Here is a 2,969-nt window from a genome sequence, read left to right as displayed (position 1 = left end):
CCTTAATCTCCTCATTTATCCCCCTAATGTCCTCCTTGATACCCTTAATCTCCTCATTTATCCCCCTAATGTCCTCCTTGATACCCTTAATCTCCTCCCAAATTTTGCCTTGGCCCTCTCTTAGCTTTTTAATCTCCTCCAGGGTTTTCGTTTGTATTGATTGGTAGGAGTCCATTCTCCGTAATATCTCATTTAGTCCAAGGTAGCCTAGAACAGTGTACTTGAACTCTTCATCCTTCTTCAATAGTGCTAAGAACTCTTCCCTGAGACCCATGGTTAAACAAAAACACCTGATACATATAAACCTTAAGGGATGCTGTAATGAAAAGGATGAAGTGTGTGCAGAGTGCAAAATTTTTCATAAGGGGAGAGTGGAACCAGCAAGAAAGAGAAATTCGCAGAGGGGGCATGCCCAAAAACCAATGTTAAAAAGAGGATGGTGAGATCAAACTAATATACATACACATGGGAAGAGAACTCATCGTGGGAGTTAAAAAATAGTAGAGGGGTGGAAAGAGTATAGAGTTTGAAAAGGAAAGAGAATCAAAACAGAAAAAATCGCTTAACAATTCTCCACAGATTGTACAATACTAAAAATTACGCGCGAACCTTGCTTGATTCGTTAATTAAAAATTCGAGTCTTTACACTGGCTTGTTTAACATCAATCTCTAGAAATGCGTTATCCCCATTCCTCCTGCAGATAATAACCCTATGACTATAGTGTCTCCATCACTTATTTTGGTTTCAAGCCCTTGCATATAGCTTGCTAAACCACCGTTTATCAGAACCATAACACGCCTCTGAAGATTCCCAGTTTATGTGTCGATAACAACTTCTCCAAAACGGTTTCCGTAATTCTCAGTCAGCTTGTTAAGCAAATCTCTCAAAGAGGCACCTTCAATTATATCAGTCTCTACCATTTTTTCATTTATCCCAGCCATATGGGCGATTGGCTAAATAAATTTCACCACGACTTTAGCCACAACTAATCATCTTCTAGCCAAAGTTTGAAATAAAAAAATGGGTGGTTGTAGGAAATCAAGATTATTTTCGTAGTCTGTGTTTATTATCCCCATAGATCCTTTGACACATCTTCTAAGCCAAGTTCTTTCAGCTTATTTTTCGATGGCCTACCAGTCACCCAGTCCCAATCCATAAGCCTATTGTACTCCTTTACCATATCCTCCAGATATGGAGCAATGGTCTTTCCTTTAGCACCTCCATCTGGTGGTGGTTCTAGTAGCCTCGGTGACACGTCAAGGTCAAACTCCGTCTTGAATCCGTGTCTAACATTAAACGCCCGCTGCAAATTGGCGATTCTCTCGCCTATTATATATGCCTCGTCAACACTGAGAGGCCAATCAGTAAGAGCCGTGTAAGCTTTGACCATAGTATCCATAGTGGCAAAGCCAAACCAGCATACTCCTAAAGCATCCTGGAAAAGCTTCTTTATCTGAGTCTTTCGAGCAGCCTCGGCTTTTCCCTCAGGTGAAAACCGATCCTGAGGCGCAGCATAACCAAGCTCCTCATCGGGAAGCAAATCTACGCCCAAGCTCTCCCATCTCGGACCAGCCCCAGAGACGCAGAGACCCAGAAACATGCCCCACAGAGCCCTGGCGTCATGCGCGTGTTGGGTTTCTCCCTTAAAGTGTACTGAGAAATCTAATGCCTCTTTGCCTCCGATTTTCTCTGGTCCCTTCTTTAACCCTAAAGCAAGGATGTCGCCTATGCCCTCTCTGTAAGCTATCCTTCTCAGCAACTCCGCTGCCGCTTTCTCATCACCCCAGTTAAGCTCCAGTCCCCGAAGATCCTCTTTGGTAAGGATTTCCCTTTCGTACGCTTCCATCGCCCAGCCTACAATTGTTCCAGCCCAGTTACCATCCAAACCCAATCTATCCACGTAATCTGTTAGCCATATCACAGCACCTGGGTCTGATATTCCGATGTTTGAACCCAGATTTGAGAAATCCTCATACTCAGGCTCTTCTCCTACAAAACCCGTGTAGGGACCCTCTGTTACCTCCATCATGTGAACGTGCTTTAGACTGCATCCATAGCACGGGTTTGGCTTCAACTTAAACTTCTCCCTTATGTATTGCCCCGACAATTTTTCATGCTCAGAAAAGACGCCAGTTAAAAAGTTCTTTGTAGGTAGGTCTCCGAGCTCATGAACTGTGGGAACATATGCTGCCGTTCCGAAAGCATCAACAGTTTGTCCCAACAAACTCTTAAAGCTCTCCTCTCGCCACTGCTTCGCCAACTCTCTGAACTCTTCAGGGTTAGCGACGGGGATCTTTTCAGTACCATACACTGCGATAGCTTTCAGATACTTCGAACCCATAACGATTCCCTGGTTTCCCTTAGAAGCAATGTGTCCATGCTCATTCTCTACGCATGCCCCGGCGACCAGACGCTCACCCGCGGGGCCAATAGCTACAACGGAAGCCTTTTCTTGACCAACTTCTTTTTTGATAAGGTCTTCGGTTTCAAAGGTGTCTGCCTTGCCCCAGATTCGGCTAGCGTCACGAATCTCGTACTCTCCCTCATGAATCCATAAATATACAGGCTTTTCGGCCTCACCCTGAACTACTACGCCATCAAATCCGGCGAACTTAAGACGTGGCCCCCAGAAACCGTGCGAGTTGGCAACAGCTATGTTGTATCCGGTTATTGGATTCTGTGATATCACTTGGAAGTTCGAAGGTGACTGAACAGTTGTCCCAGTGAATGGCCCAGTCATAAATATTAGTCTGTTCTCGGGATGGTATGCGTCGACTTCGGGAGGTACCTCGTCGTACATGATTCTTGCGCCAATACCAAGCTGTCCAATATACTTCTTTGCAAGGTTCTCATCCAGTTTTTCTTCCCACATCTTCTTGTCGGTAAGATCTACTCTTAATATTTTTCCCATGTATCCTCCTTTTATCAATTAAACATCTCTCCCTAATTTATTAAAACTTCTAAAAAT

The 2,969-nt window shown here is 44.3% G+C and carries 1 protein-coding gene and 1 pseudogene; both read right to left on the bottom strand.

Features of this window, described 5'->3' with window-relative positions:
• Positions 1–274 (bottom strand): annotated as a pseudogene (locus tag ACUVXA_RS14965) (hypothetical protein); the annotation flags it as partial.
• 793 nt (positions 275–1,067) lie between these two features.
• The gene (locus ACUVXA_RS14960) at positions 1,068–2,930 is read right to left on the bottom strand and encodes an aldehyde ferredoxin oxidoreductase family protein (RefSeq protein ID WP_445872085.1); all 1,863 of its coding nucleotides are present in this window, start codon (positions 2,928–2,930) and stop codon (positions 1,068–1,070) included.
• Positions 2,931–2,969: the final 39 nt, after the last annotated feature.

The organism is Candidatus Jordarchaeum sp. (genome assembly GCF_052745115.1).
Note: the sequence above shows the minus strand (reverse complement) of the source record. Positions and strands in the feature narration are given on the sequence as shown.